Source organism: Streptomyces barringtoniae (assembly GCF_020819595.1).
GTDB classification, from domain to species: Bacteria; Actinomycetota; Actinomycetes; order Streptomycetales; family Streptomycetaceae; genus Streptomyces; species Streptomyces barringtoniae.
This window is the reverse complement of sequence record NZ_JAJHNP010000039.1, coordinates 1-17,516: the sequence shown is the minus strand read 5'-3', so window position 1 is coordinate 17,516 and position 17,516 is coordinate 1. Positions and strand designations below refer to the sequence as shown.

General features: G+C 74.2%; 2 protein-coding genes. Both read left to right on the top strand.

Annotated features, from left to right (window positions below; all coding sequences use genetic code 11):
• The first annotated feature begins 61 nt into the window (after positions 1-61).
• A complete protein-coding gene (locus LMU33_RS39760; RefSeq protein WP_228626829.1) occupies positions 62-16,165 on the top strand; it encodes an SDR family NAD(P)-dependent oxidoreductase in 16,104 nt (5,367 codons plus the stop codon).
• 16 nt (positions 16,166-16,181) lie between these two features.
• The coding region (locus LMU33_RS39755) for a type I polyketide synthase (RefSeq protein WP_228626827.1) at positions 16,182-17,516 on the top strand (1,335 nt) is incomplete at its 3' end.

The following is a 17,516-nucleotide window of genomic DNA, read 5'->3' as shown; positions in this document are numbered from 1 at the left end:
ACCGAGCCCGCGCTTTCCGGCTCGCACACATCCCACCACTCTCACCACGGGGACGGCGTACATGGTGAACGAGGAGAAGTACCTCGATTACCTCAAGCGGGCGACGACCGATCTGCGCGAGGCCCGACGACGGCTGCGCGAGGTGGAGGAGCGGGACACCGAGCCGATCGCCATCGTGGCGATGAGCTGCCGATACCCCGGAGGGGTGCACACCCCCGAGGACCTGTGGGAGCTCGTCGCCCACGGCGGCGACGCGGTCTCCGCCTACCCCGCCGACCGCGGCTGGGACACCGACGTCCTCTTCGACCCGGACCCGGACACCGACGGCCGGCCCAGGGAGTACGTCCGCGAGGGCGGCTTCCTGCACGACGCGGCCGAGTTCGACCCGGCGTTCTTCGGCATCTCGCCGCGCGAGGCGCTGGCGATGGACCCGCAGCAGCGGCTGCTGCTGGAGACCTCTTGGGAGGCGTTCGAACGGGCCGGTATCGACCCGACGACACTGCGCGGCAGCCGCACCGGCGTGTTCGCCGGCGTGATGTACCACGACTACGGAGCCCGCCTGTTCGCCGTGCCGGAGGAGGTCGAGGGCTTCCTGGGCAACGGCAGCTCCGGCAGCATCGCCTCGGGCCGGGTGGCCTACACCTTCGGCCTCGAGGGCCCCGCCGTCACCATCGACACGGCCTGCTCCTCCTCGCTCGTCGCCGTCCACCTGGCCGCGCAGGCGCTGCGCTCCGGCGAGTGCACGCTCGCCCTGGCCGGCGGTGTCACCGTCATGTCGACGCCCGGCACCTTCACCGAGTTCAGCCGTCAGCGCGGCCTCGCCCTCGACGGCCGCTGCAAGTCCTTCGCGGACGCCGCCGACGGCACCGGCTGGGGCGAGGGCGCCGGCATGCTGCTCCTGGAGCGCCTGTCCGACGCCGAGCGCAACGGCCACCGGGTGCTCGCCCTCGTCCGCGGCAGCGCGGTCAACCAGGACGGCGCGAGCAGCGGCCTGACCGCACCCAACGGCCCCTCGCAGCAGCGCGTCATCCGCCAGGCCCTGGCCGCCGCCCGGCTGTCGCCCACCCACGTCGACGCCGTGGAGGCGCACGGCACCGGCACGACGCTCGGCGACCCGATCGAGGCGCAGGCGCTGCTCGCCACCTACGGGCAGGGCCGGGAGGACGGCCGCCCGCTGTGGCTGGGCTCCGTCAAGTCCAACATCGGCCACACCCAGGCCGCCGCGGGTGTCGCCGGGATCATCAAGATGGTCATGGCGATGCGGCACGGCGTGCTGCCCCGGACCCTCCACGTCGACGAGCCGACCCGCAACGTCGACTGGTCGGCGGGCGCGGTCTCCCTGCTCACCGAGCCGCGCACCTGGCCGGAGACCGGCCGTCCGCGCAGGGCCGCGGTCTCCTCGTTCGGCATCAGCGGCACCAACGCCCACACGGTGCTCGAACAGGCTCCCGAGGACCGGCCCGACGACAGCGCCGTACAGGACCGGCCGGACGGCGGTTCCGTACCGCACCTGTGGCCGCTGTCGGCCAGGACGCCCGAGGCACTGCGCGCCCAGGCCGAACGGCTCCGCGCCCACCTGACCGCGCACCACGGCACGACCGTCGCCGACATCGGCCGCACCCTCGCGACCGGCCGCGCGGCCTTCGACCACCGCGCGGTCGTCGTCGGCCGCGACCTCGACACACTCCTCGCCGGACTCGACGCACTGGTGGCCGGCCGACCCCGCCCGAACGTGGCCCACGGCCGGGCCAGGGCAGGGAAGACGGCGTTCCTGTTCACCGGGCAGGGCAGTCAGCGGCTGGGCATGGGCCGGGAGTTGTACGACGCCCACCCCGTGTTCGCCCGGGCGCTGGACGAGGTCTTCGCACGGTTCGAACTGCCGCTGCGCGAGGCGGTGTTCGGCGACGAGTCCGGAGTTCTGGACCAGACGGCGTACACACAGCCCGCCCTGTTCGCGGTGGAGGTGGCACTGTTCCGGCTCCTCGAATCGTGGGGCATCAGGCCGGACTTCGTCTCCGGTCACTCCATCGGCGAGATCGCGGCCGCCCACTGCGCGGGTGTGCTGTCGCTGGAGGACGCGTGCACGCTGGTGGCTGCGCGTGGCCGGCTGATGCAGGAGCTGCCGTCCGGTGGTGCGATGGTGGCCGTCCAGGCCGCCGAGGACGAGGTCGCGCCGTACCTGTCGGGCGTGGTGAGCATCGCGGCCGTCAACGGTCCCACCTCCGTGGTGGTCGCCGGTGACGAGGACGCCGTACTGGAGATCGCCGCCCGCTTCGAGGAGCAGGGCCGCAAGACGAGGCGCCTGACGGTCAGCCACGCGTTCCACTCCCCGCACATGGACGGGATGCTGGAGGCGTTCCGCGCGGTTGCCGAGGGCTTGTCGTACGAGGCTCCGCGTATCCCGGTCGTCTCGACCCTCACCGGTGCGCTCGCGACCGCCGAGGATCTCACCAGCCCCGGCTTCTGGGTCCGTCATGTCCGTGAGGCGGTCCGTTTCCACGACGGAGTCCGGGCGCTGGAGGTCCAGAACGTCACCACGTTCATCGAGCTCGGCCCGGACGGTGTGCTCTCGGCGATGGCGCAGGACTGCGTCACCGGGGACGGCCACGCCTTCGTCCCCGTGCTGCGCCAGGGACGGGCGGAGGCGGAGAGTGCGGCCGCCGCTCTGGCCCAGGCCCACGTGCGAGGTGTGCCGATCGCGTGGAGCGAGGTGTACGCCGGGGCCGGCGGGCACCCGGTCGAGCTGCCGACCTACGCCTTCCAGCGCGAGAGGTACTGGCTGGACAGCGGCTACCCGCTCGGGGACGTGACCTCGGCCGGGCTCGGCGCGGCCGACCACCCGCTGCTGGGGGCGGCCGTCGCCCTCGCCGACACCGACGGCTTCCTCTACACCGGCCGGCTGGCGCTCGACACCCACCCGTGGCTCGCCGACCACACGGTCATGGGCTCGGTGCTGCTGCCCGGATCGGCCTTCGTGGAACTGGCGTTCCGCGCCGGTGACCAGGTCGGCTGCGACCACCTGGAGGAGATCACCCTCGAGGCGCCGCTGGTCCTGCCCGCGACGGCAGGGGTCCAGATCCAGCTGTGGGTCGGCCCGCCGGACGGGTCGGGCCGGCGCTCGCTGTCCGTGTACGCGCGGTCCGAGGAGGCGCCCGCCGACGCGCCGTGGACCCGGCATGCCGCGGGTGTGCTGACCACGGGGACCGTGCCGACCGGGGCCGCCGACCTGACGGTCTGGCCCCCCGAGGGCGCGGTCGCGCTGCCCCTCGACGGTCTGTACGACGGGCTGAGCGACGCCGGCCTGGTGTACGGGCCCGACTTCCAGGGCGTCCGGGCCGCCTGGCGGCGCGGCGAGGAGATCTTCGCCGAGGTCGAACTGGGTGACGGCCAGCGGCCGCAGGCCGGCTCCTACGGGCTGCACCCGGCCCTGCTGGACTCGGCGCTGCACGCCCTCGGGCTCGGTGGAGTGGTGGCCGACGACGGCCGGGGACGGCTGCCGTTCGCCTGGAGCGGAGTGTCGCTGCAGGCCGTCGGCGCGTCGGCCGCGCGCGTGCGGCTGGCGGGCACCGGGCGGCCGGACGTGGTGTCCGTGACCGTCGCCGACGCCGCCGGCCGGCCGGTGGCCCGCGTCGACGAGCTGACGCTGCGCACGGTGTCGCCGGAGCAGGTCCGCACCGGTCACCACGAGTCGCTCTTCCGGATCGAGTGGGCGGCCGTCCCGGTGCCCCCGGTGATCCCCGCCGGCCGGTGGGCCGTACTGGGTGACGGAGAGGCCGTACCGGTCGCCGAGGCGGACCGGTACGCGGACCTGGACGGCCTGCGAGCCGCCCTCGACGCGGGTTCGGCCACCGTGCCGGACACCGTCCTGGCCACGTTCACGTCCCCGGGCGCGGACACCGGCGCCGAGGCGGTGACCGAGGCGACCGGGCGCGCCCTGGGCCTGCTGCGGTCCTGGCTGGCCGACGAGCGGTTCGCCGACGCCCGGCTGGTCTTCGTCACCCGTGGCGCGGTGGCCGCAGGCAGCGGCGAGACGGCCGGCGACCTGACGCACGCGGCCCTGTGGGGGCTGGTGCGTTCGGCGCAGTCGGAGCACCCGGAGCGCTTCGTCCTCGTCGACCTGGACGGTTCCTCCACCGCGCTTCCGGCCGCCCTGGCCTGCGGCGAGCCGGAGATCGCCGTGCGCGCGGGAGCGCTGCGTGCACCGCGGCTGGCCCGCGCGGCCGTCACCGACCCGAGCACGCGGCCCTACGACCCCGACGGCACCGTCCTCGTCACCGGCGCCACCGGCACGCTGGGCGGCCTCGTCGCCCGCCACCTGGTGGCCGAGCACGGGGTACGCCACCTGCTGCTCGTCAGCCGCCGCGGCGGCGCCGGCGCGACCGGGCTGACCGCCGCACTGGAGCAGGCGGGCGCCCAGGTCACCTGGGCCGCCTGCGACGTCGCCGACCGCGCCGCACTGGCGGCCGTACTCGCCGGCGTTCCCCAGGCACGTCCGCTGACCGCCGTCCTGCACACCGCCGGGGTGCTGGACGACGGTGTCGTCGGCTCGCTGACCACCGAGCGGCTCGGGCGCGTGTTGCGCCCCAAGGTGCACGCGGCACTCCACCTGCACGAGCTGACACAGGAGATGGACCTGTCGTCGTTCGTGCTGTTCTCCTCGGCCGCGGGCGTCTTCGGCAGCCCCGGCCAGGCCAACTACGCCGCCGCCAACACCTTCCTGGACGCCCTCGCCCACCACCGGCGCGCCCTGGGCCTGCCCGCGGTGTCGCTCGCCTGGGGGCTGTGGGACGCCGACGGCGGCATGGCGGGCGGCCTGGACGCCTCGGACGTCGAGCGGATGAACCGCGGCGGGGTGCGCGGCCTGCCCGCGGCCGAGGGCCTGCGACTCCTGGACGCGGCCGCCTCGTCCTCCGAAGCCCTGCTGGTTCCCGCCCGGCTCGACCTGACCGCGCTGCACGCCGACGCGGCCACCGGCACTGTGCCGCCGTTGCTGCGCGGCCTGGTCCGGGTCCCCGCCCGCCGGACCGCCGAGACCCACGGCACCGGCACCGGTGCCTCCTCGCTCGCGCAGGACCTGGCCGGCCTCGGCGAGGCCGAGCAGGAACGCCTTCTGCTGGACCTGGTGCGCACGCATGTCTCGGCGACCCTCGGCCACCACAGCCCGCGCGCGGTCGATCCCGACGCGGCCTTCAAGGAACTCGGCTTCGACTCGCTGACCGCAGTGGAACTGCGCAACCGCCTGAGCGGGGCCACCGGACTGCGGCTCGCCGCCACCCTGGTCTTCGACCACCCCACCTCCGCCGTCCTCGCCCGGCACCTGCACACCGAGATCGTCGGCACGCGTACGGCCGAGACGGCCGCCGCGGTGGTCGCCGACGACCACGAGCCCATCGCGATCGTCGCGATGAGCTGCCGTTACCCGGGCGGGGTCCGTACCCCCGAGGACCTGTGGCAGGCGGTCGCCGCCGGCCTCGACGGGATCACCCCCTTCCCGGCCGACCGGGGCTGGGACGTCGAGGGCCTCTACCACCCCGACCCCGACCACCCCGGCACCAGTTACACCCGCGAGGGCGGATTCCTGCACGACGCGGGCGACTTCGACCCCGCGCTCTTCGGCATCAGCCCGCGCGAGGCTCTCGCCACCGACCCGCAGCAGCGGCTGCTGCTGGAGACCGCCTGGGAGGCGTTCGAACGCGCGGGCATCGACCCGGCGTCCCTGCGCGGCAGCCGGACCGGCGTGTTCGCCGGCGTGATGTACCACGACTACGCCTCGCTGCTGGAGCAGGCTCCCGGGGTCGCCGAAGGCTCGCTCGGCTCGGGCGCCACCGGCAGCATCGCCTCCGGCCGGGTGTCCTACACCTTCGGCCTGGAGGGCCCCGCGGTCACCGTCGACACGGCCTGCTCGTCGTCGCTGGTCGCCCTGCACCTGGCCGTCCAGGCGCTGCGCACCGGCGAGTGCACGCTCGCCCTGGCCGGCGGTGTCACCGTCATGGCGACGCCCGGCACCTTCGTCGGCTTCAGCCGGCAGCGCGGCCTCGCCGCGGACGGCCGCTGCAAGGCGTTCGCTGCGGGCGCGGACGGCACCGGCTGGTCCGAGGGCGTCGGCCTGCTACTGGTGGAGCGACTGTCGGACGCCCGTAAGAACGGCCATCCCGTGCTGGCGGTGGTCCGCGGTACGGCGATCAACCAGGACGGTGCGAGCAACGGACTGACCGCGCCGAACGGTCCTTCGCAGCAGCGGGTGATCCGGCAGGCGCTGGCCAACGCCCGGCTGTCGGCCGCGGACGTCGACGCGGTCGAGGCTCACGGCACCGGTACCACCCTGGGCGACCCGATCGAGGCGCAGGCGCTGCTCGCCACCTACGGGCAGGAGCATGCCGAGGACCGGCCGCTGTGGCTGGGTTCCGTCAAGTCCAACTTCGGTCACACGCAGGCCGCCGCGGGTGTCGCCGGGATCATCAAGATGGTCATGGCGATGCGGCACGGCGTCCTGCCGCGGACCCTGCACGTCGACGAACCCTCGCCGCACGTGGACTGGCGGGCGGGCGCGGTGGAACTGCTGACCGAGGCCCGCCCGTGGCCCGAGACCGGCCGGCCCCGCCGGGCCGCGGTCTCGTCCTTCGGCATCAGCGGCACCAACGCCCACACCATCATCGAGCAGGCCCCGGCGGCCGTCGCGCGCGCACACCCCCAGCCGGAGCCCGTCCGGGCACCGGACCTGATCTGGCCGCTGTCGGGCGGGACCGAGGACGCCCTGCGCGCCCAGGCCGATCGGCTGCGCGGCCACCTGGCCGCCCATCCCGGTCTGCGGCCGGCCGACGTCGGATACACGCTGGCCGCCGGGCGCGCCGCGTTGGCACACCGTGCCGCCGTCGTCGGCAACGACCGGGACACTCTGCTCGCGGGCCTGACCGCGCTGGCCGACGGCACACCGGCGGCGGGCCTGCTGCGCGGCCGTGCCGCCTCGGGCGGCCGTACCGCGTTCCTGTTCACCGGCCAGGGAAGCCAGCGGCCGGGGATGGGCCGGGAGCTCTACGACGCCCACCCCACGTTCGCGGACGCCCTGGACGCGGTCTGCGCGGAGCTGGACCGGCACCTGGAACACCCGCTGAAGGACGTCCTGTTCGGCACCGAACGCGCACCCCTGGACCGAACGGCGTACAGCCAGGCCGGACTGTTCGCGCTGGAGGTGGCACTGTTCCGCCAGCTCCAGGAGTGGGGGCTCACCCCCGACTTCCTCGCCGGGCATTCCATCGGCGAGCTGGCGGCCGCCCACTGCGCGGGTGTGCTGTCGCTCGAGGACGCCTGCACTCTTGTCGCCGCCCGTGGCCGGCTGATGCAGGAACTGCCCACCGGTGGCGCGATGGTGGCCGTCCAGGCCGCCGAGGACGAGATCACCCCGTACCTGACCGACGCCGTGAGCATCGCCGCCGTCAACGGCCCCGCGTCCGTGGTCGTCTCCGGCGACGAGGACGCCGTACTGGAGATCGCCGCCCGCTTCGAGGAGCAAGGCCGCAAGACCAAGCGGCTGACGGTCAGCCACGCCTTCCACTCCCCGCACATGGAGGGCATGCTGGACGCCTTCCGCGAGGTCGCCGAAGGCCTGACGTTCCATGCCCCGCGCATCCCCGTCGTGTCCACCCTCACCGGTGCGCTCGTCACCGCGGAGGAGATCCGCACGCCGGGCCACTGGGTGCGGCACGTCCGCGAGACGGTCCGCTTCTGCGCCGCCGTCCGGGCCCTGGAGGACGAGGGCGTCACCACCTTCGTCGAACTCGGGCCCGACGGCGTGCTGTCCGCGCTGGCACAGGAGTGCGTCACCGGCGAGGGCACCGCCTGCGCCCCCACCCTGCGCGGCGACCGGCCGGAGACCGGCACCCTGACGGCCGCACTCGCCTTCGCCCAGACGCACGGCGCACAGCCGGACTGGGAGGCGGTGTTCGCGGGCACCGGAGCCGACCGCGTCGATCTGCCCACCTACGCCTTCCAGCACCGCAGGTACTGGCCGTCGCCGGCCGGCCGTGCCGGGGGCGACCCGGCCGCGCTCGGACTGGCGGCGGCCGGCCACCCGCTGCTCGGCGCGACGGTGGAACTCGCCGCCGACGACGGGACGGTGTTCACCGGCCGGCTGTCGCCGCGCACCCACCCGTGGCTCGCCGACCATGTCGTGTCGGGCTCGGTGCTGCTGCCGGGCACGGCGTTCGTCGAACTCGTCACCCACGCCGGCGGCCAGGTCGGCTGCGACCGGCTGGAGGAACTCGTCCTCGAAGCACCGCTGATCCTGCCGGAGCACGGCGCGGTGCACGTGCAGCTCGTGCTGGGCGCCCCGGACGACACCGGCCGGCGGCGGGTCACCGTGCACTCCCGCCCGGAGAGCGCGGCCGCCGAGGAGCCGTGGACCCGGCACGCCGACGGCACCCTGGCCACCGGCGCCGACGCGGCCTCCTTCGACCTGGCGGCATGGCCCCCGCCGCACGCCACCCCCGTCGCGCTGGAGGGACGGTACGCGGACCTGGCCGCCGCCGGGCTGCACTACGGCCCGGCGTTCCAGGGGCTGCGGGCCGCCTGGGTGCGGGGTGAAGACGTCTTCGCCGAGGTCGAACTGGAGCAGGACGAACGGCCACAGGCGGGCGACTACGGAGTCCACCCGGCGCTGCTGGACGCGGTGCTGCACGCCGTCGGACTGGGCGGTTCCCTCGCCGCCGACGACGCGGACGGCACGGCACGGCTGCCGTTCTCCTGGAGCGGTGTGACCCTGCACGCGGGGGGTGCCTCCACGCTGCGGGTGCGGCTGACGAAGGCCGGCCCGGACGCCGTCGCCCTCAACGTGGCCGACGGCACCGGACGGCCGGTCGCGTCCGTCGGCTCCCTGGTGCTCCGGACGCTCCCGGCCGAGGGCATCCGCGCCGGTCACCGCCGGTCGCTGTTCCGCCTGGACTGGACACCCGTCGCCGTGCCGGCGGCCTCGTCCACCGGGGATCGGGCCGTCGTCGGTGCCGACGACGACCTGCGGAGCCTCGGCATCCACGCCTCCGTACACGCCGATCTCGCGTCCCTGGCGGCCGACATCGCCTCCGGCGCACCCGCGCCGGAGACCGTGATCCTCCCCCTGACCCCTCCCGCCCCCGCCGGTACCGACCGCGCCGAAACCGTGCGCGGCGCTGCCGTGGAGGCCCTCGCCGCCGTCCACCTCTGGCTGGCGGACGAGCGGTTCGCCGCGTCCCGCCTCGCCTTCGTCACCCGGGGCGCGGTGGCCGCCGGGCCCGGCGAGGACGTCACCGACCTGACGCACGCCGCCGTATGGGGCCTGGTGCGATCGGCCCAGACGGAGCACCCCGGCCGTTTCCTGCTGATCGACTCCGACGACCTCGCCCACCCCGCACTGCCCGCCGCCCTCACCACGGACGAACCGCAACTGGTCCTGCGCAAGGGCCGGTTGCTGGCCCCCCGGCTGGCCCGCGCCACCGCGACGGCCGACACCTCCCGCCTCGACCCGGACGGCACCGTCCTGCTCACCGGGGCCACCGGCACCCTGGGCCGCCTGGTGGCCCGGCACCTGGTGGCCGAGCACGGCGTACGGCACCTGCTGCTGACCAGCCGCCGCGGCACCGACGCCGAGGGGGCGACAGAACTCCTGGCCGACCTGCGCGACTCGGGCGCAGCCACCGTCCGGCTCGTCGCCTGCGACGCCGCCGACCGGGACGCGCTGGCCGCCCTGCTGGACACCGTCCCCGCGGCACATCCGCTCACCGCGGTGATCCACTCCGCGGGAGTACTCGACGACGGGACCGTAGGATCGCTGACCCCGGAACGCGTCGAACGGCTCCTGCGCCCCAAGGCCGACGCCGCCCTCAACCTGCACGAACTCACCCGCGACCACGACCTGTCGGCGTTCGTCCTGTTCTCCTCGGCCGCCGGCCTGTTCGGCAGCCCGGGGCAGGCGAACTACGCCGCCGCCAACACGTTCCTCGACGCCCTCGCCCACCACCGCCGCGCCCAGGGCCTCCCGGCCGTCTCCCTGGCCTGGGGGCTGTGGGCCGAACCCGGCGCGATGACCGGCGAGTTGGACCGGGCCGACCTGGACCGGATGAGCCGCGGCGGTGTCACCGCCCTCACCACCGAGGAGGGACTCGACCTCCTCGACGCCGCACTCGCACCGGGCGAGCAGCCGCTGCTCGTTCCGATACGGCTGGACACCGCCGCACTGGGCGCACGCGCGGACGCGGACGACGTACCGCCGCTGCTGCGCGGCCTGGTCCCGGCCCGCCCGCGTCGCAGCACGGAGAGCACCGGACGGCCCGGCGGAGGCTCGCTCGCCCAGCGGCTCACCGGACTGCCCGAAGAGGAACGGCACAGCGTGCTGCTGGACCTCGTCCGAGCCCAGGTCGCCGCCGTGCTGGCCTACGACGCCGCACACCTGATCGAGACGGACCGCTCCTTCCGCGAGCTGGGCTTCGACTCGCTGACGGCGGTCGAACTGCGCAACCGGATCGGCACCGCCACCGGACTGCGGCTGCCCGCCACCCTGGTGTTCGACCACCCGACGCCCGTGGTCCTCGCCGAGTTCCTGCACGGCGAGCTCCTCGGCACCGACCCCCGCGCGACGGCCACGCCGGACACCGCGACGACCGCGTCCGGCGACGGCGACCCCATCGCCATCGTCGGACTCGCCTGCCGGTACCCGGGCGGAGTGCGCACCCCCGAGGACCTGTGGCGCCTGGTGACGGAGGGCCACGACGCCATCGCGGAGTTCCCCGACGACCGCGGCTGGGACCTCGACGCGCTCTACCACACCGATCCCGACCGCACCGGCACCAGCTACACCCTCCGCGGCGGCTTCGTCGACGACGCCGCGCACTTCGACGCCGCGTTCTTCGGGATCAGCCCGCGCGAAGCCGTGGCGATGGACCCGCAGCAGCGGCTGCTCCTGGAGACCTCCTGGGAGGCCTTCGAGCGGGCCGGGATCGACCCGGCCTCGCTGCGCGGCAGCCGGACCGGCGTGTTCGCCGGTGTGATGTACCACGACTACGCGTCCCGGCTGTCGGCCCTGCCCGAGGGAGTCGAGGGCTTCCTGGGCACGGGCAACGCCGCCAGCGTGGTCTCCGGACGGCTCGCCTACACCTTCGGCCTGGAGGGTCCGGCCGTCACGGTCGACACGGCCTGCTCCTCGTCGCTGGTCGCCCTGCACCTGGCGGTCCAGGCGCTGCGCAACGGTGAATGCTCGCTCGCACTGGCGGGCGGTGTCACGGTGATGGCGACACCGGCGCCCTTCGTGGAGTTCAGCCGGCAGCGCGGGCTCGCCGCGGACGGCCGCTGCAAGGCGTTCGGCGCGGACGCGGACGGCACCGGCTGGTCCGAAGGCGCGGGTGTGCTGCTGGTGGAGCGGCTGTCGGACGCCCGCCGTAACGGTCACCCGGTGCTGGCGGTGGTCCGTGGCTCGGCGGTGAACCAGGACGGTGCGAGCAATGGTCTGACGGCGCCGAACGGTCCGTCGCAGCAGCGGGTGATCCGGCAGGCGCTGGCGAGTGCCGGGCTGTCCGCCGCCGATGTGGACGCGGTGGAGGCGCACGGTACGGGTACGACGCTGGGTGACCCGATCGAGGCGCAGGCGCTGCTCGCCACCTACGGGCAGGAGCGTGCCGAGGATCGGCCGTTGTGGCTGGGCTCGATCAAGTCGAACATCGGTCACACGCAGGCCGCAGCCGGCGTGGCGGGCGTCATCAAGATGGTGATGGCGATGCGGCACGGTGTGCTGCCGCGGACCCTGCACGTGGACGAGCCGACGCCGCACGTGGACTGGGCGGCGGGCGAGGTGTCGCTGCTGACCGAGGCGCGGGACTGGCCGGAGACCGGCCGCCCGCGCCGGGCCGCCATCTCCTCGTTCGGCTTCAGCGGCACCAACGCCCACACGATCATCGAGCAGCCGCCCGCGGCCACGGACGAGCCCGCTTCCGAGGTGGCACCGCCCGTGGTGCCGTGGGTGCTCTCCGGCCGGACCGAGGACGCGCTCGGGGCCCAGGCGGAACGACTGCGCGCCCACCTGCTCGACGCCGGCGAGGAGTATGCCCCCGTGGACGTCGGCTACTCGCTCGCGGCCCACAGGGCCGCGTTCGACCGGCGTGCGGTGGTCGTGGCGGAGGGCCGTGACGGTCTGCTGGCGGGGCTTGAGGCTCTGGCCGAGGGACGGGGCGCGGCGGCCGGCCTGGTGACCGGGTCGGTGGTGGCGGGCAAGACGGCGTTCCTGTTCACCGGTCAGGGCAGTCAGCGGCTGGGGATGGGGCGGGAGTTGTACGACGCCCATCCCGTGTTCGCCCGGGCGCTGGACGAGGTCTTCGCACGGTTCGAACTGCCGCTGCGCGAGGTGGTGTTCGGCGACGAGTCCGGAGTTCTGGATCAGACGGCGTACACGCAGCCCGCGTTGTTCGCGGTGGAGGTGGCGCTGTTCCGGCTCCTCGAATCGTGGGGCATCAGGCCGGACTTCGTCTCCGGTCACTCCATCGGCGAGATCGCGGCCGCTCATTGTGCGGGTGTGCTGTCGCTGGAGGACGCCTGCACGCTGGTCGCGGCTCGCGGCCGGTTGATGCAGGAGCTGCCCTCCGGTGGTGCGATGGTGGCGGTGCAGGCGACCGAGGACGAGGTCACCCCCTACTTGACCGACGCCGTGAGCATCGCGGCGGTCAACGGCCCGGCCTCCGTGGTCGTCGCCGGTGACGAGGACGCCGTACTGGGAATCGCGGCCCGCTTCGAGGAGCAGGGCCGAAAGACCCGTCGCCTGACGGTCAGTCACGCGTTCCACTCGCCGCACATGGACCCGATGCTGGAGGACTTCCGCGCGGTTGCCGAGGGCTTGTCGTACGAGGCCCCGCGCATCCCGGTCGTCTCCAACCTCACCGGCACTCTCGCAACCGCGGACGAGCTCACCAGCCCCGACTTCTGGGTCCGTCACGTCCGTGAAGCGGTCCGTTTCCACGACGGCATCCGCACGCTCGAAGCCCAGAACGTCACCACGTTCGTCGAGCTGGGCCCGGACGGTGTGCTCTCGGCGATGGGCCAGGACTGCGTCACCGGCGAGGACCATGCGTTCGTACCGGTGCTCCGCGCGGGCCGTCCGGAGCCGGAAACCCTGACCACGGCCCTCGCGCACGCCCACACCCGGGGCATCGCGGTCGACTGGCAGGCCTACTACGCAGGCACCGGCGCCCGACGCGTCGACCTGCCCACCTACGCCTTCCAGCACCAGCGCTACTGGCTGGAGGCGCCCGCGGGCTGGGTGGGTGATGTGGTGTCGGCCGGGCTGGAGGCGGCCGGACATCCGTTGCTCGGTGCCGCGGCGGAACTGCCGGACCGCGAAGGGTTCGTGTTCACCGGGCGGCTGTCCCTCGACACGCACCCCTGGCTCGCGGAGCACATGGTGTCGGGTGCCGTGCTGCTGCCGGGCGCCGCGATCGTCGAGCTGGCGGTGCGCGCCGGGGACCAGGTGGGCTGCGACCTGGTCGAACAGCTCGTCCTCGAAGCTCCCATGGTGCTGCCCGAACGGGGCGCGCTCCAGCTGCGGTTGACCGTAGGGGAGCCCGACCAGTCCGAACACCGCTCCCTCGGTCTGTATTCGCGCCCCCAGGACGCGTCCGCCGACGAGCCGTGGACACGGCACGCCGCCGGTGTCCTGGCCGGTGCCCCGCTGGAGCCTGCCAATGCGCCGGCGGTGCCCGAGTGGCCGCCACCCGGTGCCGAGACCGTCGACGTCGACGGGCTGTACGACGATCTCGCCGCCCTGGGACTCGGCTACGGCCCGGCCTTCCAGGGTCTGCACGCCGCCTGGCGGGCCGACGGCGAAGTCTTCGCCGAGGTGGCGCTCGCCGGGGATCAGCGGGACGAGGCCGGTGCCTATGGGCTCCACCCGGCGCTGTTCGACGCGGCACTGCACGCCATCGGGCTGGGCGACTTCTTCCCGGCCGACGAGGACACGGCCGAACCTCGCACGGCGCGGCTGCCGTTCGCCTGGGAAGGCGTACGGCTGCATGCCGAGGGCGCGACGGCGGTGCGCGTGCGGGTGTCGCCGGCCGGTACGGACGCCGTCTCCCTGACCTTGGCCGACGAGACCGGGGCACCGGTCGCCTCGGTGGACTCGCTCGTGCTGCGCCCGCTCGTCGCCGACCACGCCGGTCGGGGGCACCATGACGCCCTGTGGCGCCTCGACTGGACGCCGCTGCCCGCAGCCGGTGAGGCGTACGTGCCCGCCGCGGACGACCTGCCGAGGTGGGCCGTCGTGGGCGGCGACGACCTGAAGCTGGGCGCCGCCCTGCAGCGAGCCGGCGGACAGGTCGCCGCGTACGACGACCTGCGGGCGCTCGCCGACGCCGTCGCCGACGGGGATCGGGCACCGGAGATCGTGTTCTCCTCCTGCGTACCCGACCTGGCCCGCACCGCCGGTGTCGCCGCCGCGGCCCGCGAGGCGACCGGCGCGGTGCTCGGGCTGGTCCACGAGTGGCTCGCCGACGACCGCTTCTCCTCCGGCCCGTTGGCGGGCACGCGGCTCGCCCTGGTGACGCGCGGCGCGGTCGCCGCCGGCCCGGACGAGGACGTCGACGACCTGGTCCACTCGGCCCTGTGGGGACTGGTGCGGTCGGCGCAGGCGGAACACCCGGGCCGGTTCCTGCTGCTCGACCTGGACGGCGAGGACGGCCCGCTCCAGGCGCTGGCCGGCGTCCTGACCGGAGCGTCCGACGAGGCACAGCTCGCCGTGCGCGCCGGTTCGGTCCACGTGCCGCGGCTCGCCAGGGTCCCGTCCACCGCGGCCCGGCCGCGACCGGATCTCGACCCCGAGGGCACGGTGCTGATCACCGGGGCCACCGGAACGCTCGGCGGCCTGCTGGCCCGGCACCTCGTCACCGCGCACGGAGTGCGGCACCTGTTGCTGGTCAGCCGGCGCGGCGCGGCGGCCGACGGTGCCCGTGAACTGGCCGCCGAGCTGGGCGAGACGGGAGCCATGGTGACCTGGGCGGCCTGTGACACGGCGGACCGGGAGGCCCTGGCCGCCGTCCTGGACGCGATCCCGGAGGAGCATCCGCTCACCGCCGTCGTGCACTCCGCCGGCGTGCTGGACGACGGTGTCGTCGAAGCGCTCACCTCCGAACGCCTCGAGCGCGTCATGCGGCCCAAGGTGGACGCCGCCTGGAACCTGCACGAGCTGACCCGCGGCCACGACCTGTCGGCGTTCGTGCTGTTCTCCTCCGCCGCGGGCGTCTTCGGCAACCCCGGGCAGGCCAACTACGCGGCGGCGAACACCTTCCTCGACGCACTCGCCCTGCATCGCCGTGCCCAGGGTCTTCCGGCGGTGTCCGTCGCCTGGGGGCTGTGGGACGAGGGTGACGGCATGGCGGCCACGCTGGACGAGGTCGGTCGGCAGCGGATCAGCAGGGGCAGCATGTCCGCCCTCGGCACCGACGAAGGCCTGGCGCTGTTCGACCTGGCCGGTGCGCTGGAGGAGGGGCTGCTGGTGGCCGCCCGCCTCGACCTCGGCCGTCCGCCGGCCGCGGCCGGCGGGGGCGCCGAGACAGTGCCGCCGCTGATGCGCGGACTGGTCCGCGCCCCCCGGCGCCGTACGGCCGCGGCCACGAGCGACTCCGACACGCGGACCTTCGCCGAACGCCTCGCCGGATTGTCTGCGGCCGAACGGGACCGGATCCTGCTCGATCTGGTACGCACCCAGGTGGCCGCCGTGCTCGGACACCAGCAGGCTGCCGCGGTCGAGCCGGACGCCGCCTTCAAGGAACTCGGCTTCGACTCGCTGACCGCCGTGGAACTGCGCAACCGCCTGGGCGGGGCCACCGGACTGCGGCTCGCCGCCACCCTGGTCTTCGACTACCCCACGCCCGGCGCCCTGGCCGGTCACCTCCGCACGCGGCTCCCGCAGCCGGATGGTGCCCCGTCCGTGTTCGGCGACCTCGACCGCCTCGAAGCCGCACTGGCCGGACTGAGCTCCGGCGAGACGGCATCGGACAGCGTCACCCGCTCGCGGATCACCATGCGCCTGCAGGCCCTGATGACCAGGTGGGACGACGCCCAGGGGTCGGCGGACGACGCCGCCGACCCAGACAACGATCTTGAAACAGCCACAGATGACGAGCTTTTCGACCTGCTCGACGACGAGCTCGGCTCGTCCTGAGAAAGGACCCGACGCGATGGCGAACGAGGACAAGCTCCGCGACTACCTCAAGCGGGCCACTGCCGACCTGCGTCAGGCCCGCCGGCGGCTGCGCGAGGTCGAGGAGCGCAACCAGGAACCCATCGCCGTCGTGGCGATGAGCTGCCGCTATCCGGGAGGTGTCCGCACCCCGGAGGACCTGTGGCAGCTGGTCCTGAACGGCACCGATGCCATCGGGCCGTTCCCCACCGACCGGGGCTGGGACGTCGACTCCCTCTACGACGCCGACCCCGACAAGGCGGGCTCCAGTTACGTCGGCGAAGGCGGATTCCTCTACGACGCCGGCCACTTCGACCCCGCCCTCTTCGGGATTTCGCCGCGTGAGGCGCTGGCGATGGACCCGCAGCAGCGGCTGCTGCTGGAGACGTCGTGGGAGGCGTTCGAGCGGGCGGGCGTCGACCTCACATCGCTGCGCGGCAGCCGCACGGCCGTGTTCGCCGGAGTCATGTACCACGACTACACGGCCCGCCTGGACGAGATTCCCGAAGGCGTCGAGGGCTTCCTCGGCACCGGAAGCTCCGGCAGCATCGCCTCCGGCCGCGTCGCCTACACCTTCGGGCTCGAAGGCCCGGCGGTGACGGTGGACACCGCGTGCTCGTCGTCGCTGGTCACCCTGCACATGGCGGTGCAGGCGCTGCGTGCCGGCGAGTGCGATCTGGCACTCGCCGGCGGTGTCACGGTCATGGCGAGCCCGGCCACCTTCACCGAGTTCAGCCGTCAGCGCGGCCTCGCCGCCGACGGCCGCTGCAAGCCGTTCGCGGCCGCCGCCGACGGCACCGGCTGGGGCGAGGGCGTGGGCATGCTGCTGGTGGAGCGGCTGTCGGACGCCCGGCGCAACGGCCACCCGGTGCTGGCGGTGGTGCGCGGCAGCGCCGTCAACCAGGACGGTGCGAGCAACGGCCTGACGGCGCCGAACGGTCCGTCGCAGCAGCGCGTCATCCACCAGGCACTCACCAACGCCCGGCTGTCGGCCGACCAGGTCGACGCGGTGGAGGCGCACGGCACGGGTACGACGCTGGGTGACCCGATCGAGGCGCAGGCGCTGCTGGCCACCTACGGCCAGGACCGGCCCGCGGACCGGCCGCTCCTGCTCGGCTCCATCAAGTCGAACATCGGCCACACGCAGGCCGCCGCGGGTGTCGCCGGAATCATCAAGATGATCCAGGCGATGCACCACGGCGTCCTCCCCAGGACCCTCCACATCGACGAGCCGACACCCCATGTCGACTGGTCGGCCGGCGCGGTCTCACTGTTGTCCGACACCGTTCCCTGGCCGGAGACCGGCGAACCCCGCCGAGCCGCCGTCTCCTCC